Source organism: Sinorhizobium sp. BJ1, from assembly GCF_002531555.1.
GTDB classification, from domain to species: Bacteria; Pseudomonadota; Alphaproteobacteria; order Rhizobiales; family Rhizobiaceae; genus Sinorhizobium; species Sinorhizobium fredii_B.
On record NZ_NWTH01000007.1, the window covers coordinates 68,853 to 92,634 of the forward strand.

General features: G+C 63.5%; 23 protein-coding genes. 12 read left to right on the plus strand and 11 right to left on the minus strand.

What is annotated here, in order from left to right; all coding sequences use genetic code 11:
- The first annotated feature begins 130 nt into the window (after positions 1–130).
- Entirely contained in the window at positions 131–604 is a 474-nt protein-coding gene (locus CO676_RS12320) for a low molecular weight protein-tyrosine-phosphatase (RefSeq protein WP_179875473.1), read from the plus strand.
- Here CO676_RS12320 and thpR read toward each other — a convergent pair.
- A complete protein-coding gene (thpR, locus tag CO676_RS12325) occupies positions 544–1,131 on the minus strand; it encodes an RNA 2',3'-cyclic phosphodiesterase (RefSeq protein WP_014766359.1) in 588 nt (195 codons plus the stop codon). The two genes, CO676_RS12320 and thpR, sit on opposite strands and share 61 nt — an antisense overlap.
- 111 nt (positions 1,132–1,242) lie before the next feature.
- Entirely contained in the window at positions 1,243–1,884 is a 642-nt protein-coding gene (locus CO676_RS12330) for an arylesterase (protein ID WP_097521289.1), read from the minus strand.
- A gap of 69 nt (positions 1,885–1,953) precedes the next feature.
- Between CO676_RS12330 and CO676_RS12335 the strand changes: the two genes are divergently transcribed.
- The 4 genes from CO676_RS12335 (at position 1,954) to CO676_RS12350 (ending at position 6,856) form a co-directional block, all read left to right on the plus strand.
- The gene (locus CO676_RS12335; protein ID WP_014766361.1) at positions 1,954–2,679 is read left to right on the plus strand and encodes an ABC transporter ATP-binding protein; all 726 of its coding nucleotides are present in this window, start codon (positions 1,954–1,956) and stop codon (positions 2,677–2,679) included.
- Positions 2,676–5,231, plus strand: a complete 2,556-nt coding sequence (locus tag CO676_RS12340; protein ID WP_097521290.1) for an ABC transporter permease — start codon at positions 2,676–2,678, stop codon at positions 5,229–5,231. The genes CO676_RS12335 and CO676_RS12340 overlap by 4 nt, the downstream gene beginning before the upstream one ends.
- A 212-nt stretch (positions 5,232–5,443) precedes the next feature.
- Positions 5,444–6,181 carry a Bax inhibitor-1/YccA family protein gene (locus CO676_RS12345; protein ID WP_014766364.1) on the plus strand — a complete coding sequence of 246 codons (738 nt, stop codon included), beginning with the start codon at positions 5,444–5,446 and terminating at the stop codon, positions 6,179–6,181.
- Positions 6,182–6,298: 117 nt separating this feature from the next.
- Positions 6,299–6,856, plus strand: a complete 558-nt coding sequence (locus tag CO676_RS12350) for a GNAT family N-acetyltransferase (protein WP_014766365.1) — start codon at positions 6,299–6,301, stop codon at positions 6,854–6,856.
- 150 nt (positions 6,857–7,006) lie between these two features.
- Here the strand turns inward: CO676_RS12350 and CO676_RS12355 are convergent, their stop codons facing one another.
- From CO676_RS12355 to acnA, 3 genes are all read right to left on the minus strand, one after another.
- Positions 7,007–7,417: a DUF2794 domain-containing protein gene (locus CO676_RS12355; protein ID WP_080605852.1), complete on the minus strand. Its 411-nt coding sequence runs from the start codon at positions 7,415–7,417 to the stop codon at positions 7,007–7,009.
- A gap of 341 nt (positions 7,418–7,758) precedes the next feature.
- Positions 7,759–8,532, minus strand: coding sequence for a thioredoxin family protein (locus tag CO676_RS12360; protein WP_014766367.1), 774 nt, complete (start codon positions 8,530–8,532; stop codon positions 7,759–7,761).
- 208 nt (positions 8,533–8,740) lie between these two features.
- On the minus strand, positions 8,741–11,431 hold the full coding sequence (acnA, locus tag CO676_RS12365; RefSeq protein ID WP_014766368.1) for an aconitate hydratase AcnA: 2,691 nt from the start codon (positions 11,429–11,431) through the stop codon (positions 8,741–8,743).
- A 268-nt stretch (positions 11,432–11,699) separates the two neighbouring features.
- On the opposite strand from acnA, the gene ccmA reads away from it, so the two are divergent.
- The 5 genes from ccmA (at position 11,700) to CO676_RS12390 (ending at position 14,701) form a co-directional block, all read left to right on the plus strand.
- Positions 11,700–12,323, plus strand: coding sequence for a heme ABC exporter ATP-binding protein CcmA (gene ccmA, locus CO676_RS12370; RefSeq protein ID WP_097521291.1), 624 nt, complete (start codon positions 11,700–11,702; stop codon positions 12,321–12,323).
- Complete coding sequence (gene ccmB, locus CO676_RS12375; RefSeq protein ID WP_014766370.1) at positions 12,320–12,979, plus strand: heme exporter protein CcmB; 660 nt, start codon at positions 12,320–12,322, stop codon at positions 12,977–12,979. Before ccmA ends, ccmB begins: the two co-directional genes overlap by 4 nt.
- A 170-nt stretch (positions 12,980–13,149) precedes the next feature.
- Complete coding sequence (locus tag CO676_RS12380) at positions 13,150–13,920, plus strand: heme ABC transporter permease (protein ID WP_014766371.1); 771 nt, start codon at positions 13,150–13,152, stop codon at positions 13,918–13,920.
- Complete coding sequence (gene ccmD / locus CO676_RS12385) at positions 13,917–14,093, plus strand: heme exporter protein CcmD (protein ID WP_014766372.1); 177 nt, start codon at positions 13,917–13,919, stop codon at positions 14,091–14,093. The genes CO676_RS12380 and ccmD overlap by 4 nt, the downstream gene beginning before the upstream one ends.
- A complete protein-coding gene (locus tag CO676_RS12390) occupies positions 14,090–14,701 on the plus strand; it encodes a DsbE family thiol:disulfide interchange protein (protein WP_014766373.1) in 612 nt (203 codons plus the stop codon). The genes ccmD and CO676_RS12390 overlap by 4 nt, the downstream gene beginning before the upstream one ends.
- A gap of 205 nt (positions 14,702–14,906) precedes the next feature.
- Here the strand turns inward: CO676_RS12390 and CO676_RS12395 are convergent, their stop codons facing one another.
- The 6 genes from CO676_RS12395 to CO676_RS12420 form a co-directional block, all read right to left on the minus strand.
- Positions 14,907–15,497, minus strand: a complete 591-nt coding sequence (locus CO676_RS12395; protein ID WP_097521292.1) for a DUF2585 domain-containing protein — start codon at positions 15,495–15,497, stop codon at positions 14,907–14,909.
- The gene (locus CO676_RS12400; protein WP_014766375.1) at positions 15,494–16,126 is read right to left on the minus strand and encodes a septation protein A; all 633 of its coding nucleotides are present in this window, start codon (positions 16,124–16,126) and stop codon (positions 15,494–15,496) included. Before CO676_RS12400 ends, CO676_RS12395 begins: the two co-directional genes overlap by 4 nt.
- A gap of 99 nt (positions 16,127–16,225) precedes the next feature.
- Positions 16,226–17,986: a signal recognition particle-docking protein FtsY gene (gene ftsY / locus CO676_RS12405; RefSeq protein ID WP_097521293.1), complete on the minus strand. Its 1,761-nt coding sequence runs from the start codon at positions 17,984–17,986 to the stop codon at positions 16,226–16,228.
- Positions 17,987–18,001: 15 nt separating this feature from the next.
- Positions 18,002–19,276, minus strand: a complete 1,275-nt coding sequence (mtaB, locus tag CO676_RS12410) for a tRNA (N(6)-L-threonylcarbamoyladenosine(37)-C(2))-methylthiotransferase MtaB (protein ID WP_097521294.1) — start codon at positions 19,274–19,276, stop codon at positions 18,002–18,004.
- Positions 19,273–20,175 carry a diaminopimelate epimerase gene (gene dapF, locus CO676_RS12415; RefSeq protein WP_097521295.1) on the minus strand — a complete coding sequence of 301 codons (903 nt, stop codon included), beginning with the start codon at positions 20,173–20,175 and terminating at the stop codon, positions 19,273–19,275. The genes mtaB and dapF overlap by 4 nt, the downstream gene beginning before the upstream one ends.
- A gap of 101 nt (positions 20,176–20,276) precedes the next feature.
- Positions 20,277–21,275, minus strand: coding sequence for an MBL fold metallo-hydrolase (locus CO676_RS12420; RefSeq protein ID WP_014766380.1), 999 nt, complete (start codon positions 21,273–21,275; stop codon positions 20,277–20,279).
- A 129-nt stretch (positions 21,276–21,404) separates the two neighbouring features.
- Between CO676_RS12420 and CO676_RS12425 the strand changes: the two genes are divergently transcribed.
- Positions 21,405–21,881, plus strand: coding sequence for a helix-turn-helix domain-containing protein (locus CO676_RS12425; RefSeq protein ID WP_014766381.1), 477 nt, complete (start codon positions 21,405–21,407; stop codon positions 21,879–21,881).
- Positions 21,882–22,210: 329 nt separating this feature from the next.
- Positions 22,211–23,770, plus strand: coding sequence for a signal recognition particle protein (gene ffh / locus CO676_RS12430; RefSeq protein ID WP_014766382.1), 1,560 nt, complete (start codon positions 22,211–22,213; stop codon positions 23,768–23,770).
- Positions 23,771–23,782 lie beyond the last annotated feature (12 nt).

Genomic DNA, 23,782 nt, shown 5'->3' on the forward strand with positions numbered 1-23,782 from the left:
GTTTTCTCCCTGGCCTATTCGGTCTAACCATGCCGCGTGGGCGCACGGCCGCGCTAATTGCATGCGCATCCCAAAAGCGTGCGGCGGTTCTGGGATGCGACATGCATACTCTAAGTACCCAATGGATATCATGAAACCCGTCAGAATTCTCTTCGTTTGTCTGGGCAATATCTGCCGATCGCCCCTGGCCGAGGGCGTCATGCGTGCGCTTGCGCGCCGCGCCGGCTATGGCGAGGCGGTCTCGGTCGATTCCGCCGGCCTAGGCGCCTGGCATATCGGCCACCTGCCCGATCGGCGCTCGATCGAGGCCGCCAAGGCCCACGGCATCGACATTACCGATCTGCGCGGCCGTCAGATCGCCACGGTCGATCTTGCCGACTTCGACCTGATCCTCGGCATGGACCGCCGCAACGTCGCCGAGCTGCAGAGGCTCGCCTCGCTGGAAACGATGCACAAGGTGCATCTGTTCATGAAGTTTGCCGCGGGCCGGAACGACAACGTTCCGGACCCCTATTACGAGACGGCGGATGCCTTCGAGGCGCTCTACCAGACGCTGGAAGCCGGCTGTTCCTCGCTGCTTGCGAAGCTTGTGCGCCCTTCCTGAAGCGGAAACACCTCTTCCGTCAGATAGGGTCCGCCGCCGACGGAGTCGCGTGAAGAAAGGAGCACGAAGCGCGGAACGATAAAGGGCGCGGTCATGAAATTGCCACGCCCTGATAGATATTCGACCACGTCGTCGACACGTGAGGCGCGTAGTCGCGCCAGCGTCACGTGCGGCGTGAACTTGCGCGGATCCGGCGGCAGGCCGAGACGCTGGCAGATGCGCTCGATTTCCGCCTGCAGCGCGAACATGTCGGGATTGTTGCTGACGCCGGCCCAGACCGAATGCGGCTTCTTCGAGCCGAAGGCGCCGGTGCCCGTCAGTTGCAATTGGAATTCGGGCCGTTCGATGCGGTCGAGCCAGTCGATGATTTCATTGGCGGTGCGCCAGTCGACGTCGCCGATGAAACGCAGGGTGATGTGGTAGTTCTCCACATCTATCCATCGAGCTCCGGGAAGACCTCCGCGCAGCAGCGAAAGACTCATTGCTGCATTACGCGGAATTTCGAGGGCGGTGAATAGTCTCGGCATGGCGAGCTCCCCGAATCTCTTGCAGATGTCTTAGCGAATCACGCATCAACTCTGCACGCAACCATTATTTGGCAGGTTCAGAAATTAACAACTGCTTAATTGTGATGTCCCTCATTCTCCTTTCTGAAGCGACCTGACGAATTGCTCGGCCGTCGGAAGAAAACGCTCTACCATCACGGCGATGCCGTCGCCGTTCGGATGCATGCCGTCTTCAAGTTGCAGCCCCGCCTTGGTCACGACGCCGTCGAGAAAGAAAGGGTAGAAGGCAAGGTTGTGTTCCCTCGCCAGGTCGGAATAAATCGAATTGAAGCGCGCCGCGTAGTCGGCACCCATGTTTGGCGGCGCCATCATGCCGACGAGCAGCACGGCGATACCACGCTCCTCGAACCGCGCGAGCATGGCTTCCAGGTTCTTGCGGGTTTCCTCGGGCGGAATGCCGCGCAGCGCGTCATTGGCGCCGAGTTCGAGGATTACGCCCTTCGTTCCGTCCGGCACCGACCAGTCTATACGGGCGAGACCGCCCGACGTCGTGTCGCCCGACACGCCCGCATTGGCGATCCTGATGTCGAGCCCCTTGGCTTTCAGGGCCTTCTCGAGCCGGGCGGGAAAGGCATCCTCCGGCGGAAGCTGGTAGCCCGCCATCAGGCTGTCGCCGAAGCCGACGAGCTTCAGGCTTTCGGCACGGCTTGGCGCCGATAACGCGATTGTCATTGCCAGGCTCAAGAAAAACGGGAGAAAATCTTTCAATCGCATAAGTTCGTTCCTAAATCGGCAAGCAATCTTTTTGGTCATTCCATTGTCTTTCATATAGGGTCGTTCCGCGTGGCAAAAACCATCATCGAACTGAAAAATGCGGACCTGACCCTTGGAGAGGCAGCGGCCTCGGTGCATGTGCTGAAGGACGTGAGCCTTACCGTCAACGCCGGCGAGTCGGTCGGCATCGTCGGGCCGTCCGGTTCGGGTAAGTCCACCCTGCTGATGGTCATGGCCGGCCTGGAGCGGCTCGACGGCGGCGAGATCGCCATCGACGGCACGGCGCTGCACCGCATGAACGAGGACGAGATCGCCGATTTCCGTGGCCGCAATATCGGCATCGTCTTTCAGTCCTTTCATCTCATCCCCAACATGACCGCGCTCGAAAATGTCGCGGTGCCCCTGGAGCTTGCCAATGTTCGCAACGCCTTCGACGTCGCGCGGCGGGAGCTCGTCGCCGTCGGGCTCGGCGAGCGGCTGACGCATTATCCGGGGCAGCTTTCCGGCGGGGAGCAGCAACGCGTGGCGATCGCCCGGGCGCTGGCGCCATCGCCGAAACTTCTCATCGCCGACGAGCCCACCGGCAATCTCGACGCCGAGACGGGCCGGCAGATCACCGATCTGCTCTTTGCCGAGCAGCGCGAGCGCGGCATGACACTCATTCTCGTCACCCATGACGCCGCCCTCGCCGGGCGCTGCTCGAGGCAGGTGCGGGTCCGCTCGGGCGAAATCGTCTCCGGTGCCGAGGCCGCGCCTCTGGCCGAAGCGACCCGCCAGGAGGCCGCATCCGCATGAGCGCGGCCACAGCCATCCGCCGCCTTCGCCCGCTCCTCGCCCTACGCCTGGCGCTTCGGGAGATGCGCGGCGGTCTCAAGGGTTTCTATATCTTCCTCGCCTGCATCGCGCTCGGCACGGCGGCGATCGCCGGCGTCAACTCGCTGTCGCAGTCGATCAGCGCGACGATCGCTTCGCGGGGCCAGGAAATCCTTGCCGGCGATATTCGCTTCGAACTCAACAACCGCGTCGCGACGCCTGAGGAGCGCGGCTTCCTCGACGGGCTTGGCCACGTTTCGGCGTCCGCGGGGCTGCGTTCCATGGCGCGGCTTCCGGACGGATCGAACCAGGCGCTGGTGGAATTGAAGGCCGTCGACGGCGCCTATCCGCTTTATGGCGTGCTCGAAAGCGAGCCGGCCAGGCCACTTGCCGAACTCCTTGCGAAGCAGGGCAACATCTATGGCGCCATTGCCGCGCCCTTGCTCCTTGAACGCCTCGGCATCGCTCCGGGAACCGAGATCCTGCTCGGCAACGCGCGGATGCGCGTCAATGCCACGATCATCCGCGAGCCCGATGCGCTGTCGGACGGTTTCGGCTTCGCACCGCGGCTGATGGTGTCGGCCGAGGCGCTCGCCGCGTCCGGCCTGGTGCAGACCGGCAGCCTCGTCGAGCACAGCTACAAGATCAAGCTTGCCGACCCTTCGCGCGTCGCTTTGGCCCGCACGGAAGCGCAGACCCGCTTTCCGGCGGCCGGCTGGTCGATCCGCACCAGCAGCAATGCCGCTCCGTCGCTCAACGCCAACATCACCCGCTTCTCGCAGTTCCTGACGCTTGTCGGGCTGACGGCGCTGATCGTCGGCGGCGTCGGCGTCGGCAATGCGGTACGGTCCTATCTCGACGGCAAGCGTGGCGTCATCGCCACCTTCAAATGCCTCGGGGCGCCGGCCTCGCTGGTGGCGACGATCTACTTGGCGCAGATCCTGATGATCGCGTCGATCGGCATCGCCATCGGCCTCCTCCTCGGTGCATTGATCCCATTCGTGGCGGCGCAATTTTTGGCCGACATGCTGCCGGTTTCGACGTCCTTCGAGCTCTATCCCTCGGCGCTTGGTCTTGCGGCGCTGTTCGGATTCCTGACGGCGCTTGCCTTTGCGGTCCTGCCGCTCGGCCGGGCACGTCGCGTTCCGGCCACCGCGCTCTTTCGCCAGCAGGGTTTCGAGCCGAGCGGTTTTCCCGCCTGGCCCTATCTCGCGGGGGCGCTGATCTGCCTTGCGGCGCTCGCCGGTCTCGCCGTCGGGACGGCCTATGACCGCTACATCTCGCTGATCTTCCTCGGCGCGATCGCCTTCGCCTTCATCGTCCTGCGCGCCGTGGCTTTCCTCATCGGCTGGCTGGCGCGACGCAGCCCGCGCGTCCACTCGCCGGCCCTTCGGCTGGCCATCGGCAACATCCACCGCCCCGGCGCACTGACGCCATCGGTCGTCCTGTCGCTTGGGTTGGGCCTGGCTCTGCTGGTGACTCTCGCGCTGATCGACGGCAATCTGCGACGCGAACTGACCGGCGACATGTCGGACCGCGCGCCCAATTTCTTCTTCGTCGACATCCAGGGCCACGAGATCGACGGCTTCCGCTCGGTGCTGGGCGAGGCGATGCCGAAAGGCAAGATCATCGAGGTGCCGATGCTGCGCGGCCGCATCGTCGCTTTGAACGGTCAGGACGTCAACAGCCGCACCGTGCCGCCCGGCGGGCAATGGGTCCTGCGCGGCGACCGCGGCATCACCTATGCGAAGAACAAGCCGGAGAATTCGACGCTCACCGAGGGCGCCTGGTGGCCGGCGGACTACACCGGCGAGCCGCTCGTCTCCTTCTCGGCGGAAGAGGCCGGCGAACTTGGCCTGAAGATTGGCGACACGGTCACGGTCAACGTGCTCGGCCGCAACATCACCGCCCGGATCGCCAATTTCCGCAATGTCGAGTGGGAATCTCTTTCGATCAATTTCGTCATGGTCTTCTCGCCCAACACCTTCGCGGGCGCGCCGCATGCCTGGCTGGCGACGATCATCGACCCGGATGCTACGGCGGCCGAGGAAGCGACGGTGCTGAAATCCGTCACCAACGCCTATCCGACGATTACCAGCGTCCGCGTCAAGGACGCGCTCGACATCGTCAACACGCTGCTTGGGCAACTCGCAACGGCAATCCGCGCCGCCGCTGCCGTGGCGCTGATCGCCTCGGTGCTGGTTCTCGCCGGCGCGCTCGCTGCCGGAAACCGGGCCCGCATTCACGACGCGGTGGTGCTGAAGACTCTCGGCGCCACGCGGGGAACGCTGATCCGTGCCTTCAGTTACGAATACTTCATTCTTGGCCTGGCCACCGCCGTTTTCGCGCTGCTGGCCGGCGGCGTTGCGGCTTGGTTCGTCGTCAGTCGCGTCATGACGCTGCCCTCGAGTTTCCTGCCGGACGTGGCCGTCGCCACGGTCGCCGCCGCCCTCGTCGTAACCGTCGGCATGGGTCTTGCCGGAACCTGGCGCATCCTCGGCCAGAAGGCCGCTCCGGTGCTGCGCGAACTGTAGCGGTCGCGATTAACCGTAAATCACCCTTGTTTGATCGCCCAAACGCCCGGCTTTGCGCGATTCGGGCCGGCTCGGGTCTTGTGCGGCGCGGCTTTCATCATCATATTTGTCCACAGGCATGCTGGAGCCCCGCAGCGGCGCCTGGGCGTGAGCTGGTACAGACCCTTTGCTGCCCGACACCGTAATTCCAACCGGGGCTTAAAGAGGAAACAATGGCTGATCTCAGAAACTATCAAACCCGAATGTCGCCCGCCGGCGCTCAGGCGGGTGCCGTGATCGATGAAGGCCTTCGCGCATATATGCTGAAGGTCTACAACCTGATGGCCCTGGGGCTGGCGATCACCGGCGTGGCAGCTTACGGGACCTACGCGCTTGCCGTCTCCAATCCGGCATTCGCCCAGCTCATCTACGCCTCGCCGCTGAAGTGGGTCGTGATGCTGGCGCCTTTGGCGTTGGTCTTCTTCATGAGCTTCCGCATCAACTCCATGAGTGTTTCCGCCGCACAGGCGACGTTCTGGATCTACGCTGCGCTGATGGGCCTTTCGTTGTCCTCGATCTTCCTGGTCTTCACCGGGCAGAGCATCGTGCAGACGTTCTTCGTGACGGCCGCCTCGTTCGGGGCGCTCTCGCTTTACGGCTACACGACGAAGAAGGACCTGTCTGGCTTCGGCACGTTCCTGATCATGGGCCTCTTCGGCCTGATCATCGCGTCGATCGTCAACATCTTCCTTGCCTCGTCGGCCCTTGGCTTCGCGATCTCCGTCATCGGTGTTCTGGTCTTCGCTGGCCTGACCGCCTATGACACCCAGAAGATCAAGGAAATGTACTTTGAGGCCGATGACGTCGCGGTTGCCGGCCGCAAGGCCATCATGGGCGCGCTGACCCTCTACCTCGACTTCATCAACCTGTTCATGTTCCTGCTGCAGTTCATGGGCAACAAGAACGAGTAGTCAGGACCTGAATTGACGAAGAAGGCGGCTCCGGCCGCCTTTTTTGTTGCCCGGAATCTTGATCGATCCGGCCGCTTCATGCGAATGCTGCGGTAATCGTAACGACGAAAACCGACCATGACCTTCACGCTTCGCGACGCCGTCGCCACCGATCTTCCTGCGATCACCGAGATCTACAGCGAATCCGTCCTGAACGGCGTAGCGACCTATGAGGTGGCGCCGCCTTCCGAGGCGGAGATGGCGCTGCGCTTCACCACGATCACCGGCAACGGCTACCCCTATGTCGTGGCCGTGGACGAACGCGGCGCGGTTCTCGGCTACGCCTATGCTTCGGCATTCCGCACGCGCGCCGCGTATCGGTTCCTGGTCGAGGACTCCATCTATCTGGCGCCGGAAGCGCGCGGCAAAGGCATTGGCAAGGCCCTGCTCAAGGAGTTGGTCCAGCGCTGCACGACACTCGGCTTCCGCCAGATGGTGGCCGTGATCGGCGGTGCACACCCTTCCTCCATCGCGCTTCACGCCGCCCTCGGCTTCGAGCAGCAGGGGTTGATGAAGGCGACTGGCTTCAAGCATGGGCGCTGGCTGGATACCGCGATCATGCAGCTCCCGCTCGGCAAAGGAACGGACACCCTGCCCGCCGAGGGCGTCTACCCGGATACGCTCTATCGCAGCTGACGTTAGGATCGCCCCTCAGCCTGGCCCTCTCTCGCACGTGGGGGAGGGGACGTGAGCGTAGCGCGCTGTCACTTCGCCCCGCTTGCGGGGTGAAGGTCGCCGGCAGGCCGAATGAGGGGCAGCACGGGAACGACGTCGTAGAAACTCGCCTCACGTCTCGACGAGCTTCAGCACCTTGTTGAAGACCTTGAGGACCTGGGTGAGCTCATGGCCGCGCTTCAAGATTGTGCCCTGGGCGTTCAGAACGCTGTAGGTGCCCTGCTTGGCGGCAAGCTTCGGGTTCTTTTCGATCCGGTAGAGCGGGACCTCCCCGGCGCGTTTGAACACCGAGAAAACGGCACGGTCCTTCAAATGATCGATCGCATAGTCGCGCCATTCGCCCTCGCCGACCATGCGGCCGTAGAGTCTGAGAATCAGATCCAGCTCACGCCGGTGGAAGGTGACGGGCGGTGGATTCTTGGCTTGCTTGTATTCATGAAAATCGACGACCACATTGGATGTGGTCTGGCCCTGGTGACGCGTTTCGCCCTCCGGCAAATCCGATTCATCTGTCATCAGCAATACGGCCCTCTGATGTGTCAGGACCATGACAGTGTGCCTGACGAGAGACGAAATGCAAGCCGGAAGCTGTTGGTAAGGCGGGCAATTCTTGCCCTTGCCGCAATTCAGTCAAATCGCCGCCCCAATTCACCGCAAAACTCCGACCGCTGCCGGACAGAGTCGTTGCCACCGTATGTCCGGACAGGTCGTCATGCTGCGGGAGGTTTCCAAACGCGGACATGACCGGTTCGGTCCGGTAACTTCGAACCCTCAGCCCCAGCCCCTCGATGCTGCCGGGCCGAACCATCCTCTAGCCAATCGTCGGCTGCAATTCCGAATCAAAACGCCGTCGTCGGGAGCTGCTAAAGCCTGCCCTGCGGGCCGGCCAGAAGGGTTGCGGCGCCGATGATCGGGCCTGGCGTTTCCGCATTCTTCATCGATTGCAACAGGATGGCGCAGCCGCTGTTGCCACGCCCCTCGATCAGCACCGACGCGGGCAGCGTAAACTGGGCGGGCTTGCCGTCCCACATGCCGATGGTCTGGATATCCTTGACCGCGTGCCAATAGGCGATCTCTCTGCCTTTGTTCTCGCCTCTTTCGACCTTGACCTCCCTGGCCCGGTCGAAATAAACGACGACGACATTCGCCTTGCCCTCGCCGGCGCCGACCTTGATGGAGATTTCCTCGCCGCCGATCGAGGCATCGACCGGCACGGCAAGGCCGCCGCCGCTGGCGCTCATCGTCGCCAGACGGGTCTTGATCGCCTGCAAGTCGGAGCCGTTCATGTGGTCGCGGCCGTTCAGAACCACCTGGGGCGTGTAGACGCCGCTACGGCCAAGCATCCGGGCATAGGCATATTGCCGCTCGGTGTTCTCCTTGGTGGCGAGCGTGTCGGCCCAGCCGAGATAGTTCCAGTAGTCGACATGATAGGCGAGCGCCACGACCTCGCCCTCGTCGACGAGCGTCTTCAATGCGGCGTCGGCCGGCGGACAGGACGAACAGCCCTGGCTGGTAAAGAGCTCGACGACGCCCTTGAACGTCTTGACATTGTCTGCCGCCGCCGTGCCGCCGATGGCTCCGAAAAGCCCTATCGTCAGGGCCAGGCGGCGGATCATTGGCGTCGGTGCGAATGTCATGGCTTCACTTGGGTTTGTCGGGCGGGCGTCTTTCATCCGTGGAATACATTACATACGACGGCCCGGTTTCAACAGAAAGTCACGTTGGAGTGACCTGCCGCTCGGTTGGGGAAAACCGGCCTGTAGGCGCGCGCAGCATTCCGAAGCAGCAAAAAGCCGGGGCATCGGCTGATGCCCCGGCTTGATCCGTTGCGGTCAGGCGACCCGCTCAGGCCGCGAGATCGCGCAGAACCGTCTGCAGAATGCCGCCATTGTTGACGTAGGTGACCTCATCCAGCGTGTCGATGCGGCAGATGAGCGGCACTTCCTTCACCGAACCGTCGCCATAGGTGATCTTGGCGACGCGCTTCTCGCGCGGCTGGACGTTGGCGAGACCTTCGATCGTCACGACCTCGTCGCCTTTGAGACCGAGCGAATCCCAGGTCATGCCCTGCTCGAAGACGAAAGGAACGACGCCCATGCCGACGAGGTTCGAGCGGTGGATGCGCTCGAAGGACTGGGCGATCACGGCCTTGACGCCGAGGAGGTTGGTGCCCTTGGCTGCCCAGTCGCGCGACGAACCGTTGCCGTATTCGACACCGGCGAAGATGACCAGCGGAACGCCCTCTTCCTTGTATTTCATCGCCGCGTCGTAGATCGACATCTCCTCCTTGGAGGGATAGTGGATCGTGTAGCCGCCTTCCTTGCCGTTCGGGCCGAGCATGTGATTGCGGATGCGGATGTTTGCGAAGGTGCCGCGCATCATCACTTCATGGTTGCCACGGCGGGTGCCATACTGGTTGAAATCGGCAACGCCGACGCCGTGCTCGAGCAGATAGCTGCCTGCCGGCGATGCAGCCTTGATCGACCCGGCCGGAGAAATGTGGTCGGTGGTGATCTTGTCGCCGAAGAGCCCGAGGACGCGAGCGCCCTTGATGTCGGAGATTCCGGCGCCCTTCTTGCCCATGCCGACGAAGTAGGGCGGGTTCTGGACATAGGTCGACGCCTCGTCCCATGCGTAGGTCTGCCCGGCCGGAATCTGGACCGACTGCCAGTTTTCGTCGCCCTTGAAGACGTCCGCGTACTTGCTCGCGTAGAGTTCACGCGTCACGTACTTGAAGATGAACTCCTGGATTTCCTTGGAGGTCGGCCAGATGTCCTTCAAGTAGACCGGCTTGCCATCCTTGTCTTCGCCGATCGGCTCGTTAGTCAGGTCCTTCTGGACGGAACCTGCGAGCGCGTAGGCGACGACGAGCGGCGGCGAGGCGAGGTAGTTCGCCTGAACGTCCGGCGAGATGCGGCCTTCGAAGTTGCGATTGCCGGAGAGAACGCCGGCGGCGATCAGGCCCTTGTCGTTGATGGTTTTCGAGATCGGCCCCGGCAGCGGGCCGGAGTTGCCGATGCAGGTCGTGCAGCCGAAGCCGACCAGGTTGAAGCCGAGGGCGTCGAGATCCTTCTGCAGGCCTGACTTGGCCAGGTATTCGCCGACGACCTGCGATCCCGGTGCCAGCGAGGTCTTGACCCAGGGCTTGGTCTTCAGACCCTTGGCGACGGCGTTGCGGGCAAGCAGGCCGGCGGCGATCAGCACCGACGGGTTCGAGGTGTTGGTGCAGGAGGTGATCGCCGCGATCGCGACATCGCCATGGCCGAGGTCGAAATCCGTGCCTTCGACCGCATAGCGGTTCGCAAGCTGGCCGGGCTTCTTGTAGTCGTTATCGAGTGCAGTGGCGAAGCCGGAGGCGATGTTTTCCAGCGAGATGCGGCCTTCCGGACGCTTCGGGCCGGCCATCGACGGCACAACGTCGCCGAGGTCGAGCTCCAGCGTGTCTGTGAAGACGAGATCGGAGCCGTCGCCCTCGCGCCACATGCCCTGCGCCTTGGAATAGGCTTCGACCAGCGCGATGCGCTGCTCTTCACGGCCCGACATGGTGAGATAGTTGATCGTTTCGGCATCGACTGGGAAGAAGCCGCAGGTGGCGCCGTATTCCGGACCCATGTTGCCGATCGTCGCGCGGTCGGCGAGCGTCATGTTGTCGAGACCGGGGCCGAAGAATTCGACGAACTTCGAGACCACGCCCTTCTTGCGCAGCATCTGCACGACGGTCAGCACCAGGTCGGTCGCCGTGACGCCTTCCTTGAGCTTGCCCGTCAGCTTGAAGCCGATGACTTCCGGCAACAGCATCGAGACTGGCTGGCCGAGCATCGCGGCTTCGGCTTCGATACCGCCGACGCCCCAGCCGAGTACGCCGAGGCCGTTGATCATCGTGGTGTGGCTGTCAGTGCCGACGCAGGTATCCGGGTAAGCGGTGATTTCGCCGTTCTCTTCGCGGGTCCAGACCGTCTGGCCGAGATATTCCAGATTGACCTGGTGACAGATGCCGGTGCCAGGCGGCACGACGCGGAAGTTCTTGAAAGCCTGCTGGCCCCACTTCAGGAAGCGGTAGCGTTCGCCGTTGCGCTGGTATTCGAGTTCGACGTTGCGGGCAAAGGCGTTCGGCGTGCCGAATTCATCGACGATGACCGAGTGGTCGATGACGAGGTCGACGGGAACGAGCGGGTTGATCTTTTCCGGGTCGCCGCCGAGCGAGACCATGGCGTCGCGCATCGCTGCGAGATCGACGACGGCCGGAACGCCGGTGAAGTCCTGCATCAGCACGCGTGCCGGACGGTAGGCGATCTCGTTTTCCGCCGTGCCCTTGTCGCCGAGCCATGCGGCGACGTTTTCGATGTCCTTCTTGGTGACCGAGCGGTCATCCTCGTTACGCAGCAGGTTTTCCAGCAGAACCTTCATCGAATAGGGAAGCTTGGACACACCGGAAAGCCCGTTCGCTTCCGCTTTCGGCAGGCTGTAATAGACATAATCCACGCCATTGACCGTGAGCGTGGAGCGACAATTGAAGCTGTCTAGGGACTTGGACACTGGAATACCCCGTTCCGTCTGATCGCCAAAAACTGACGTACGAACGCCCGAGCGCCTGTGAGGCGCGAAATGGGATGCGGGTGCGGCCATTTCCGCTGTCCGTACGTGGAATGTCATTCCATGTTCGGCGCTTGGATGAAATTCACGCCGACCGCTGGCGCGTTGGCCGCCTTATAGATAATTTCTCCAAATCGTGCCAGACCAACCAAGGTTCAATCGGAACTTTTTTTGCTCTGCGGAAAAGAGCGTCAAGGAAAGCCAAAAATTGATGCGCCTGCTGGTAGAGGGTTTGAGCGCGAGGCGCGGTGAAGACTTGATTTTTCACGATATTTCCTTTTCGCTTGCAACCGGGGAAGCGCTGATCGTGACGGGTCCGAACGGCTCGGGAAAGTCTACTTTGCTGCGCGTCCTGGCGGGCCTTCTTCAGGTCGAATCGGGAAGGCTATCACTCAAGGACGGGCCCTCCGGCTATGAGCATCCGCGCGAGCTCAGCCACTATCTCGGCCACCGCAATGCGATGAAGCAGGAATTGACGGTCGAGGAAAATCTTTCCTTCTGGCAGCACTTTCTCGGCAATTCGCCGGGCGGCTCCGGCCTCGATCTGGCTGCGGCCGCAGCCGCCGTCGGGCTCGCCGGCATCACCCATCTGCCCTTCGGCTATCTTTCCGCCGGCCAGCAGCGGCGCATGGCGATGGCGAAGCTGCTTGTCGCCCATCGGCCGATCTGGATTCTCGACGAGCCCACGGCGGCTCTCGATGCCGGGGCGGACAGGCTCTTTGCCGGATTGGTAACGCGCCACCTCGAGCGTGGCGGCATCGTCATTGTCGCCACCCACCAGTCGCTGGGGATTGGACAATTGAAGACGTTGCAGATGACGGGGTTTGCGGATTGATCGCTCTCTTCTTCCGGGACCTGAAGCTTTCGGTGCGCGCCGGCGGTGGTGCGATGATCGGCGTGCTGTTCTTCATGACGGTCGTCTCCGTGATCCCCTTCGGCGTCGGGCCGGATCTCAATCTGCTCGCCCGGATCGGCCCGGCGATTCTCTGGATCGGCGCGCTGCTCGCCGCGCTTCTCGGCCTCGACCGGCTGTTCCAGGCGGAGCGCGAAGACGGCTCGCTCGATCTGCTGCTGATGCAGGAGACACCGCTCGTCCTCACCGTCTTCGTCAAATGCGCCGCCCATTGGGCCGCCACCGGCCTGCCGCTGGTCGTCGCCTCGCCGTTTCTCGGCCTCTTCATGAACATGGACGAGCTTGCCATCGGCGCCACGATGCTCACGCTCTTCGCCGGGACGCCGGCGATCACCTTCATCGGGGCGGTCGGCGCGGCCGTTGCCGTGGTCCTGCCACGCGGCGGACTGCTCGTCTCGATCCTCGTGCTGCCGCTCGCCATCCCCGTACTGATCTTCGGTGTCAGCGCGGTCTATGCGGCGGTCGAAGATCCCGCCCCCTTTCTGCCGCCTTTCATGATATTGATGGCGATAACCCTGTTCTTCGCGGTGATCGGACCGGTGGCGACGGCCGCCGCACTGCGACATTCGTCTGATTGATTTCAATGACGCGATCGTGATTGACCACTGCATAATTCCTTAGATCGCATTTGAGCTAAGGATAAAATTATGCAGCGCGTCAAAGTGCTACAGCGACCTTTGCGCGTCCAAAAGACGCGCGGCGCTGTAGGTCAATTGCGGAAGGGGTGCTTCCGCGTTAAAGAGCCGTCATGAGCGACAACAGCCTGGCCATCCGCAAGTTCAGCGACCTCGCCAACCCGACCCGGTTCCTGGCGCTGGCCGATCGGGTGCTGCCGTGGATGGCCGGTATTACGATATTGCTCTTTGCCGTCGGCTTCTGGCTCTCCTTCACGACCGAGGGCGACTACCAGCAGGGCGAGACTGTGCGCATCATGTATGTGCATGTGCCATCCGCCTGGCTTTCGATGATGTGCTACACGGTGATGGCGATCTCGGCGCTCGGCACGCTTGTGTGGCGCCATCCGCTCGCCGATGTGTCGGCCAAGGCGGCTGCACCGATCGGCGCCTCCTTCACCTTCCTGGCGCTCGTCACTGGTTCGCTCTGGGGCAAGCCGATGTGGGGCACCTGGTGGGTGTGGGATGCGCGGCTGACCTCCGTCTTCGTGCTTTTCCTCATGTATCTCGGACTGATGGCGCTGAACCGCGCCATGGACGATCCCGCCCGATCGGCGCGCGTCTCCGCCGTGCTCGTGCTGGTCGGCTTCGTCAATATCCCGATCATCAAGTTCTCGGTCGAATGGTGGAACACGCTGCATCAGCCGGCGAGCGTCATGCGCCTCGACGGGCCGACGATCGATCCGGAATTCCTGTGGCCGCTGATAATCATGGCGATCGGCTTCACGCTCTTGTTCTTCACGCTGCACATCGCCGCGATGCGCAACGAGATCTGGCGCCGCCGGGTGACGTCGCTCCGGCGACAGGCGGCCCGCAATGCCGGACGGGAGACGCTCGCGCCATGATGAGCCATGCCGCCTATGTGATTGCCAGCTACGCCGTCGCCCTCGCGGTCGTGGCGGGGCTCGTCTACTGGGTTGTCGGCGACGGCCGCGCCCGCCAACGCGAATTGAAGACGCTCGAGGCCGCCGGCATTCGCCGCCGTTCGGCGGACGTTTCAGGCGGAGAGGCCCAATGACGAGTACGCAGGCGCCGCAGCCGGACGAGCGCAGGCCCGGGGCCTTGCGCTATCTGCTCGCGGCCCTTCCGCTTCTGATCTTCGCTGGCCTGGCGCTGATCTTCTGGAGCCAGTTGAACTCCGGCAGGGACGTCAGCGAAATCCCCTCGGCCCTGATCGGCAGCAAGGCGCCGAAGCTCGACCTGCCGCCGCTCGAGGGCGCCGCGACGCCTTCCGGCCAGCCGATGCCGGCGCTGACCGACGCTGCCGTCAAGGGCCAGCTGACCCTCGTCAATGTCTGGGCCTCCTGGTGCGTCCCCTGCCGCCAGGAGCATCCGATCATCCTCGAACTGTCCAAGGATCCGCGGCTCACCGTCGTCGGCATCAACTACAAGGACCGCAATGACAATGCGCTCCGGTTCCTGGGCGAACTCGGCAATCCGTTCTCGGCGGTCGGCATTGATCCGAACGGCAAGGCGGCGATCGACTGGGGCGTCTACGGGATTCCGGAATCCTTCCTGGTAGGCGCCGATGGCACGATCCTCTACAAGCGCGCCGGCCCTCTTGACGAGCGGACCCTTAAGGAGGGGCTGTTACCGGCCATCGAGAAGGCGCTTGCCGGATCGTAGGGTGCAGCGGCCCTTTGCCCCTCATCCGGCCTGCCGGCCACCTTCTCCCCGCAAGCCGGGCGAAGGAGACCCGCGGCGCCACCCGAACGCACCTCACCGACTCCAATCGAGAGAGCAAACGGGTGCCGCAGTCCCTTCTCCCCGCGAGCGGGGAGAAGGTGGCCGGCAGGCCGGATAAGGGGGCAAGTAACCCAGCGAAAGGGCGCTAAAGTCCCGCCTGCCACGCCTTAATTGCATCGAGCGGCCAGACGAGCATCAGCACGTTGAGTGTCAGGTTGTCGCGGATCAGCCAGCCGGTGAAGAGTTCGAGGGCGATGGCGATCACCACGGTTACCGCCACAGGCAGCCGCGATGCTATGAGGAAGCCCGCTGCCATGGCGAGCGTGTCCATGATGGAATTCAGAATGCTGTCGCCGAAATAGTCGAGCGAGATCGTCGCGGAGCGATAGCGGTTGATCACCATCGGCGTGTTCTCGGCAATCTCCCAGGCAGACTCGATCATGGTCGCGAGCAGCAGACGGGCGCTCAAAGGCTTGCCGCGCAGCACGAGATAGCCGAGGCCGTAGAAGAGAATGCCGTGAATGATGTGGGACGGCGTATACCAGTCGGCGATGTGCTGGGAGTTGCCGCTGGAATTGACGACGCCCTCCCATAATTTCACGTAGCCGCATTCGCAGATCCATAGCCGTCCCATCAGATGCTGCGTCAGGATCTGGACCGCGACGACGCCGAGGCAGGCGAGCAGCCAGATCCAAGCGCGCTGTCTGTGATCCTCGGTACCGGCGGCGATCGTCACTCGGCACCTTCCTGTTCCAGCGAGTGCTTCATGATCAGCGGCATCTGGGCAAGAGTGAAGAGAATGGTGATCGGCATCGTTCCCCAGACCTTGAAGGCGACCCAGAAGTCCGTCGAGAAGGTGCGCCAGACGATCTCGTTCAGGACCGCGAGAAACAGGAAGAACACGCCCCAGCGGATCGTCAGCTTGCGCCAGCCGTCCTCGTCGAGCTTGAAGGCAGCGTGGAAGACATAGCCGAGCAGCGACTTGCCGAACAGCAGCCCGCCGAGCAGGATCGCGCCGAAGAGCGTATTGACGATGGTCGGCTTCATCTTGATGAAGGTGTCGTTCTGCAGCCAGAGGGTCAGCGCGCCGAAGACGAAGACGACGATGCCGGAGATCAGCGGCATCATCGGCAGGGTGCGGGTCATGATCCAGGAGGCGATGAGTGCCGCGGCGGTCGCTGCCATGAACAGGCCGGTGGCGATGAAGATCGGCTCGCCGAGCTCCGCAAGAGCCGGAAAGCGGCTTGCCAGCCAGTCGCCGCGCGAATTGGCGAAAAAGAAGACCATGAGCGGTCCGAGCTCGAGCACGAGCTTCAGGAGCGGGCTCACCTCTGTCTTCGGCTTGGCGGCCTCGATTGTCGACATGTGCGGATCCTGTTCTTGCATTTCTGGCTGCTCATAACACCAGCATTGCGGCAAAACCATATCAGCAGCCGCTTAGGCTGCAAGCGCTCGGTTTCTCGATCAAGCGGCGGCAACCCCGGCGATCGCCTCGGCAAAGTCCTTCGCCTCGAAGGGTTCGAGATCGTCGATACCCTCGCCGACACCGATAAAATAGACCGGCAGCTTGTGCTTGGCGGAGATCGCCACCAGGATGCCGCCGCGCGCCGTACCGTCGAGCTTGGTCATGATCAGGCCGCTGACGCCGGCGACATTGCGGAAGATCTCCACTTGCTGCAGCGCATTCTGACCGGTCGTCGCATCGAGGGTCTGCAGCACGGTGTGCGGTGCGTCGGGATCGAGTTTGCCGAGGACGCGGACGATCTTTTCGAGCTCGGCCATCAACTCGGCCTTGTTCTGCAGCCGCCCGGCCGTGTCGATGATCAGCACGTCCGACTTCTTCTCGCGGGCAAGCTGGAATGCCTCGTAGGCAAGCCCGGCCGCGTCGGCGCCGAGCTTCGAGGCGACGATGTCGGACTTCGTCCGCTCGGCCCAGATCTTCAGCTGCTCGATCGCCGCGGCCCGGAACGTGTCGCCCGCCGCCACCATGACCTTCAAACCCGCGCCGGATAGCTTTGCCGCGAGCTTGCCGATCGTCGTCGTCTTGCCGGTGCCATTGACACCGACGACGAGGATCACGTGCGGCTTATGGCTGAGATCGAGTTCGAGCGGTTTGGCGACCGGCGCCAGCACCTTGGTGATCTCGCCGGCCATGATGCGCGAGACGTCCTCGCCCGTCACATCCTTGCCGTAGCGCTCCGAGGCGAGCGTGTCGGTGATGCGCATCGCCGTCTCGACGCCGAGATCCGCCTGGATTAACAGGTCCTCGAGGTCCTGCAGCGTCGCCTCGTCGAGTTTCCGCTTGGTGAACAGGCTGGCGATCTGGCCGGTCAGCTGCGACGAGGTGCGGGCGAGACCGCGGCGCAGCCGCTGGTACCAGGAAAGCTTCGGCTGCGGCGCCGGTGCCGCCTCCTTCGGACGCTTGTCGGAGGTTGCGAAGCCTTTGGGGAGGCTGGGAGCGGCGGCGGCGAGGTCATCGGGTGAGGTATCCCCCTCTGCCCTGCCGGGCATCTCCCCCACAAGGGGGGAAAGAGATGGGGCGCTCTCGTCATCTTCCGGGACGTTTTCGGGAGCGGCGATGTCGGCATGCTTCTCGGGGCCTTCGCCTGCAGCGTCGGTCTCCGGTGCGGTTATCTCCGGAGCGTCTTGCGAGCTTGACTCGGACGAGGCGACGCGATCGTCCGCACCGGCCCTGGCCTCCTCAAAGCCCGTCCGGTCGTCCTCGGCAATCGCCTCGGTCTCCCCCAAATCTCCCCCCTTGCGGGGAAGATGTCCCGAAGGGACAGAGGAAGGTATCTCGACCTCATCGCCAAGCGCGGCATCTTCGGGAGGGGGCTCACCCCCCTCTGCACTGCCGGGCATCTCCCCCGCAAGGGGGGAGATCGGAGGCGGAGCGCTCTGGTCTTCCATCTCGACGCTTTCGCCAGGAGCGATGCCGGCGCTTGCCTTGATTTCTTCGCGATGGGTGCCGACCTCATCCGGGGCGCGTTCGACGGATGGCAAAATCTCGCCAGCCCTCTCCTCGCTAGGATCATCGCGATCATCTTCGGCGGTCGCCCCCTCCTCTCCCCCCGTGTCGGGGAGATGTCCCGAAACGTCAGAGACGGTTACCGAAGCCTCATCGGCAACCGGCGCCTCCGGCACTACCTCCTGCGGCGGCACGGTTTTCTCTTCGACGGTGTCCTTGCCGAAGGAGAAGATCTTCTTGATGAAACCAATTGCCATGGAAATGTCCGGATATCAGGCCGCAGCCATCTGTTTTCGTTGCATCGCCAGATGCTTGCCATTGTGGCCGGAGATCGTGACCTCCAGCAGCGACCGCGGCTCGAGGCCGGCAGCATCGACGAGCGTAAAGTTCTCGGTATGCGCCAATCCGTTCAACTCGACGAGAATCGTCTGCTCGGTGCCGATCATGCGGTCGAGATGGGCGGCGTGAAGCGCGGCGCCTTTCGCGCGTAGACGCGCGGCCCGCTCCTTGACGAGCGCCCGGTCGAGCTGCGGCATGCGGGCCGCCGGCGTGCCGGGGCGCGGGCTATAAGGGAAGACGTGGAGGTGGGCGAGGCCGCAGTCCTCGGCGAGGCGCACCGCGTTTTCGAACATCTCTTCCGTTTCCGTCGGAAAGCCGGCGATCATGTCGGCGCCGAAGCTGATCTCGGGTCGCAAGCTGCGCACCTGGTCGCAGAAGGCGCGGGCGTCGCCGCTCGAATGGCGCCGCTTCATGCGCTTCAGGATCAGGTCGTCGCCGTGCTGCAGCGAGAGATGCAAATGCGGCATGAAGCGCGGCTCGTCGGCGATCAGGTCGAGGAGATGCCGGTCCGCCTCGATGCTGTCGATCGAGGAAAGGCGCAGCCGCAGGATGTCCGGCACCTGCTTCAGAAGCGTTTTGGCGAGAAGCCCGAGCATCGGGGTTCCAGGCAGGTCGGCGCCGTAGCTGGTCGCGTCGACACCGGTCAAGACGATCTCGCGATAGCCGCTTTCGGTGAGCCGCCGCGCCTGGTCGACGACCGCGCCCATCGGCACGGAGCGGGAATTGCCGCGGCCATAGGGGATGATGCAGAAGGTGCAGCGATGGTCGCAGCCGTTCTGCACCTGAATGAAGGCGCGCACGTGCCCGTCGATGTGCTTGATCATCTGCGGCGCCGTGGCGCGCACGCTCATGATGTCGTTGACGCGCAACTTCTCCTCGGCCGAGACGCCGAAGTCCGGCAGCGAACGATAGGAAGCGCTCGCGAGCTTCTCCTCGTTGCCGAGAACCGCGTCCACCTCTGCCATGTCGGCAAAAGTTTCCTTCTCGGTCTGGGCGGCGCAGCCGGTGACGATGATGCGGGCGTGCGGATTGTCGCGCCGCACGCGGCGGATCGCCTGGCGTGCCTGACGCACGGCCTCGGCCGTGACGGCGCAGGTGTTGACGAGGATGGCGTTGTTCAGCCCCGCCTTCTCGGCCTCCGCCCGCATCACTTCCGATTCACAGGTGTTGAGGCGGCAACCGAAGGTGATGACCTCGACGCCGCTCAAAGCGCTCGCGCTCCGCTTTCGCTGGTCGTGACCTCGCGCTCGAAGGCGCCGGTTGAGGGATCCAGCGTGCCAGACCACTCCCATTCGGCCGGTCCCGTCATGATGACGTGGTTGTCTCGTTCCCGCCATTCGATCAGGAGCGGACCGCCCGGAACATTCACGGTGACAGTGTGGTTCGTGCGACCTGTCCTGGCACCGCTGACCGCGGCAGCACAGGCGGCAGAACCGCAGGCAAGCGTTAGCCCCGCGCCGCGCTCCCAGGTCCTCAGGTCCATCTCCTGGCGCGAACGGACGCGAGCGATCGAGATGTTGGCACGCTCGGGGAAGATCGGGTGATTTTCAAGGAGCGGTCCGAAGCGATCGAGCTCGTAGCTCCACACATCGTTCTCCACCCAGAAGATCGCATGCGGATTGCCCATCGAAGCAACCGAGGGCGAATGCAGCACCGGATCGTCGATCGGGCCGATCTGCAGCTCGATCTGGCGCGTATCGTGGAATTCCTCGGCGAGCGGAATTTCATCCCAACCGAACCGCGGTAGTCCCATGTCGACCGAAATCAAGCCGTCGTCGTGCTCCTTCGCTTCGAGCAGGCCGGCGACGGTATGAAAGAGAAAGGCCTTTTTGCCGGCCTCGGCGGCAAGCGCCTGCACGACGCAGCGGGTGCCGTTGCCGCAGGCCTGGGCCATAGAGCCGTCGGAATTGATGATGTCGATCCAGGCATCGGTGCCGGACGCCTTCGGATCGTGGATCGCCATGATCTGGTCGAACTGGGTCGCCGGATCGGCGTTGAGCGCGATCGCGGCCTCAGGCGTGACCCGGTCCCTGCGGCCGCGCATGTCGACCACCAGGATCTTGTTTCCAAGCCCGTTCATCCTGGCAAATTGCACGTGGTCGGTCATGTCGCGATTTGTCCAAACTGGTCCCCGCCGGGGAGGCGCCTTTCATTCGGGCTGTATATGGCGGAAAAGCCCGGAAATTACCAGTGCCGGCTTCGTTCGAACTAGGCAGGAACGTCGAAGACCTCCCCCGGCCGCAGCGGCCGGAACCGACCGGGCTCGATACCGGCCTTGTCGAGGGCGGTTTCGAGCGCGCTGAGCGGCTCCTCGATCCCCTCGTCGGTCAGGCGAAACGTCCCCCAATGATGTCCCGCCACGTGTTCGGCCCCGCAGGCGAGCATGCCCATCACCGCCTCCTCCGGGTTCTGGTGGTGGCTTTCCATGAACCAGCGGGGTTCGTAGCAGCCGAAGGGCAGGTTGGCGAGGCGGAAGGGGCCATGCTTGTCGCGGGCAGTGCGATAATTGATGCCGCCGTGGAAGCCGGTGTCGCCGATATGGTAGATTCTGCCGGCCGGCGTCTCGATGACGAAGGCGGCCCAGAGCGCCATCCGTCGGTCGCGTGTGCCCCGGGCAGACCAATGGTGGCAGGGTTCGGCATGGATGACGACGCCGTCGCCCACCTCGATACGATCGCCCCAATCGACAACGGATATTTCCATGTCCGGTACGGCGCTGCGGATGATCGTGTCGTTGCCGAGCGGCGTTACCACCCAAGGCGCGTGCTCGGCGTACAGCGCGCCAAGCGTCTCAAGGTCGAGATGGTCGTAGTGGTTGTGGGTGACGAGGACGAGGTCGATCGGCGGGAGGTCGTCCATGTGAATGCCCGGCGCATTGTGCCGACGCGGCCCGGCAAAGGCGAAAGGGCTCGCCCGGTGAGACCAGACCGGATCGGTCAGGATGTTGAGACCGGCCACCTGGATCAGAAGCGTCGCATGACCGACCATCGTCACCCGCAGGCGGTCGCCGTCGACAGTAAGCTCGGGCCGCACCTCCACGAAGGGGCTGTCGTAATGCCTCGGCCAACGCACGCGTTTGCCCCGCACCTGCCAGCGCAACAGGTCGGCAAAACCGCGCGGTGCCATTCCGCCGGGATTGAAGAAGTGAACGCCGTCGAAATGGTCCGAAACGGGTCCGTTGTAGTAGCGGTTGCCGCCTTTGCTCATTGCCGACCTAAGCTGTCGAATGGCTCTGCTGTCGGAGAAAGATAGGAGCTTCAGCGCTCGATCACAGGGTCGGAGAGAAATCGGTTAAGAATTTCTTGAGAATGACAACTCGATTGCTACCATGCATCCATGCTCGTCCGATTCGACAAACAGGAACGCCTCTACAAGGCAATCAAGCTCGTCCGTCCGGTTCATCTCAACGTCAGCAGGACGTTCGAGAAGATGCTCGAGGGCGCCGGGATCACGGTTGCCGAGCGTGCCGTGCTGGAACTCATCTGCGAGGCGCCGGTGACGGTGCCGGAGGCAGCCAGGCGGCTAGCGATGAAGCGCCAGTTCGTGCAGCGCGTCGCCGCCGGCCTCATCAGGAAAGGGCTGGTCGAGAAGAAGCCCAATCCCGAGCACCGGCGGGCCGGTTTCTGCGCACCAAGCCCAGCCGGCAGGGATCTTTTTCACGGCGTCCATCAGCGCGAGCTCGAAATGCTGCGGGGCGTCCTCGGCGACATCAACCAGACCGAGGTGGTCGTGGCTCTGAGAGTCATGACGCGGATTGATACCGCCTTTGCAGTGCTTGCCCGGCAGGCCGGCGAGAAGGAGGAGGGCCTGTGACGCCGCTTCTCCTGGTCGTTGCGACACCTGCCGAGGGTCGCCGACGATCCGCATCCAAGCCGCGGTCATTGCAGCAGCTTCACCTCTAACTTGACTTTTCGGTCGCTTTCCTGTTTATCGCGACGAAATTCCTTCGCAAGTGATGACTTCGAAGCCGCCGACCGGGCCCCGCAAAGGTATAAAGAGAGCCCGGAGGTTAACACCCGACAGCGCGTCGCGCCCTCGGGTGGTTTTTGGCTTTGCGCCTTGTTTTCCGCGCGAAGGAACCCCAGTTTTCGGCGAGTCCCCAGGTCAAACCAGGTGAAACCGGAAACCAGAAGGAAGAGAGAATGTTCGAGAGCCTCCAGGACCGTCTTGGTTCCATATTGAATGGACTGACCGGCCGCGGCGCCCTGTCGGAAGCTGACGTTTCCGCGGCGCTCCGGGAGGTTCGCCGTGCGCTGCTCGAAGCCGACGTCGCGCTCGATGTGGTGCGCTCCTTCACCGAAAAGGTTCGCGAGAAGGCGGTCGGCGCCGAGATCCTGAAATCGATCAAGCCCGGCCAGATGGTCGTCAAGATCGTCCATGACGAGCTTATCGGCATGCTCGGTTCCGAGGGCGTGACGATCGATCTCAATGCCCCGGCTCCCGTCGTCGTAATGATGGTCGGCCTGCAGGGTTCGGGCAAGACGACGACGACCGGCAAGATCGCCAAGCGGCTGACGATGCGGGACAAGAAGAAGGTCCTGATGGCCTCGCTCGACACGCGTCGCCCGGCCGCGCAGGAGCAGTTGCGGCAGTTGGGCGTCCAGACGGGCGTCGACACGCTGCCGATCATCGCCGGCCAGTCGCCGACCGATATCGCCGCCCGCGCCGTGCAGGCCGCCAAGCTCGGCGGCCATGACGTCGTCATCCTCGACACCGCCGGCCGCACCCATATCGACGAGCCGCTGATGATCGAGATGGCGGAGATCAAGCGGAAGTCCAATCCGCACGAGATCCTGCTCGTCGCCGACGCGCTGACCGGCCAGGACGCCGTCAATCTCGCCCGCAACTTCGACGACCGCGTCGGCATTACCGGCTTGGTGCTGACCCGCATGGACGGCGACGGCCGCGGCGGTGCGGCGCTGTCGATGCGTGCCGTCACCGGCAAGCCGATCAAGCTGATCGGCGTCGGCGAGAAGATGGACGAGCTCGAAGAGTTCCATCCGCGCCGCGTTGCCGACCGGATCCTCGGCATGGGCGACATCGTCTCGCTGGTCGAGAAGGCGGCGGAGAACATCGATGCCGAGAAGGCGGCCGCCATGGCCGCCAAGATGGCCAAGGGCAAGTTCGACCTCGACGACCTGGCCGATCAATTGCGGCAGATGCAGAAGATGGGCGGCATGGGCGGCATCATGGGGCTGATGCCCGGCATGACCGGAATGAAGGACAAGATGGCCGCCGCCGGCCTCGACGACAGGCTTTTCAAGCGCCAGCTCGCCATCATCTCCTCGATGACCAGGGCCGAACGCGCCAACCCGGACATGCTCAAGCATTCGCGCAAGAAGCGCATCGCCAGCGGCTCCGGCACCGATGCCGCCGACATCAACAAGCTTCTGAAGATGCACCGCCAGATGGCGGACATGATGAAGATGATGGGCGGCAAGGGCAAAGGCGGCGGCATGATGAAGCAGATGATGGGCGGCCTTGCCAACAAGATGGGCCTTGGCGGATTGGGCGGCGGCATGCCGGATCTTTCGAAGCTGGACCCGAAACAGCTCGAGGCGCTGCAGAAGCAGGCCGAGGCTGCTGGTCTCGGCAAGCCCGGCGGCCTTCCGGGCCTCGGCGGTGGCGGTTTGCCCGGCGGCGGTCTGCCCGGCCTCGGCGGCGGCCTCCCAGGCCTTCCCGGCCTCCCGAAGAAGAAGTGAGGATCGCGACGA

Excerpts from the sequence above, each read along its gene's own strand:
- CO676_RS12320 (WP_179875473.1), top strand. The coding sequence starts at position 131 with ATGAAACCCGTCAGAATTCTCTTCGTTTGTCTGGGCAATATCTGCCGA.
- thpR (WP_014766359.1), bottom strand. The coding sequence starts at position 1,131 with ATGCCGAGACTATTCACCGCCCTCGAAATTCCGCGTAATGCAGCAATG.
- CO676_RS12330 (WP_097521289.1), bottom strand. The coding sequence starts at position 1,884 with ATGCGATTGAAAGATTTTCTCCCGTTTTTCTTGAGCCTGGCAATGACA.
- CO676_RS12340 (WP_097521290.1), top strand. The coding sequence starts at position 2,676 with ATGAGCGCGGCCACAGCCATCCGCCGCCTTCGCCCGCTCCTCGCCCTA.
- CO676_RS12345 (WP_014766364.1), top strand. The coding sequence starts at position 5,444 with ATGGCTGATCTCAGAAACTATCAAACCCGAATGTCGCCCGCCGGCGCT.
- CO676_RS12350 (WP_014766365.1), top strand. The coding sequence starts at position 6,299 with ATGACCTTCACGCTTCGCGACGCCGTCGCCACCGATCTTCCTGCGATC.
- CO676_RS12360 (WP_014766367.1), bottom strand. The coding sequence starts at position 8,532 with ATGACATTCGCACCGACGCCAATGATCCGCCGCCTGGCCCTGACGATA.
- ccmA (WP_097521291.1), top strand. The coding sequence starts at position 11,700 with ATGCGCCTGCTGGTAGAGGGTTTGAGCGCGAGGCGCGGTGAAGACTTG.
- CO676_RS12380 (WP_014766371.1), top strand. The coding sequence starts at position 13,150 with ATGAGCGACAACAGCCTGGCCATCCGCAAGTTCAGCGACCTCGCCAAC.
- ccmD (WP_014766372.1), top strand. The coding sequence starts at position 13,917 with ATGATGAGCCATGCCGCCTATGTGATTGCCAGCTACGCCGTCGCCCTC.
- CO676_RS12390 (WP_014766373.1), top strand. The coding sequence starts at position 14,090 with ATGACGAGTACGCAGGCGCCGCAGCCGGACGAGCGCAGGCCCGGGGCC.
- CO676_RS12400 (WP_014766375.1), bottom strand. The coding sequence starts at position 16,126 with ATGTCGACAATCGAGGCCGCCAAGCCGAAGACAGAGGTGAGCCCGCTC.
- ftsY (WP_097521293.1), bottom strand. The coding sequence starts at position 17,986 with ATGGCAATTGGTTTCATCAAGAAGATCTTCTCCTTCGGCAAGGACACC.
- dapF (WP_097521295.1), bottom strand. The coding sequence starts at position 20,175 with ATGACCGACCACGTGCAATTTGCCAGGATGAACGGGCTTGGAAACAAG.
- CO676_RS12420 (WP_014766380.1), bottom strand. The coding sequence starts at position 21,275 with ATGAGCAAAGGCGGCAACCGCTACTACAACGGACCCGTTTCGGACCAT.
- CO676_RS12425 (WP_014766381.1), top strand. The coding sequence starts at position 21,405 with ATGCTCGTCCGATTCGACAAACAGGAACGCCTCTACAAGGCAATCAAG.
- ffh (WP_014766382.1), top strand. The coding sequence starts at position 22,211 with ATGTTCGAGAGCCTCCAGGACCGTCTTGGTTCCATATTGAATGGACTG.